Annotated in this window: 1 protein-coding gene; it reads left to right on the plus strand. The window is 62.4% G+C overall.

Annotated elements, in window-relative coordinates:
* The first annotated feature begins 10 nt into the window (after positions 1–10).
* Positions 11–136 (plus strand): BamA/TamA family outer membrane protein, encoded by a 126-nt coding sequence (locus RAD10_RS42255; RefSeq protein ID WP_461622063.1) that lies wholly within the window; start codon positions 11–13, stop codon positions 134–136.
* The last annotated feature ends 119 nt before the right edge of the window (positions 137–255 follow it).

Below are 255 nucleotides of genomic sequence, written 5' to 3' on the forward strand. Positions count from 1 at the left end.
GCGCGTTTCGATCGGCATTGGCGTCAACTGGAATTCCCCGTTCGGCCCGCTCCGCATCGATCTTGCCAAGGCGCTGCTCAAGCAAAGCGGCGACGACACCAAGCTCCTCACCTTCAATGTCGGCGGCCAATTCTAGGGCCGCCATGCCAAACCGGAGCGCCCGTCCCAGGCGCTCCGGTCCGTTGCCTCAGAACTTCAGCGACACGCCGCTGAAGAACGCCCGACCATAGGGGTCATAGGTTGACGGATAGGTGT

It is taken from the genome of Bradyrhizobium sp. 23AC, assembly GCF_054863025.1.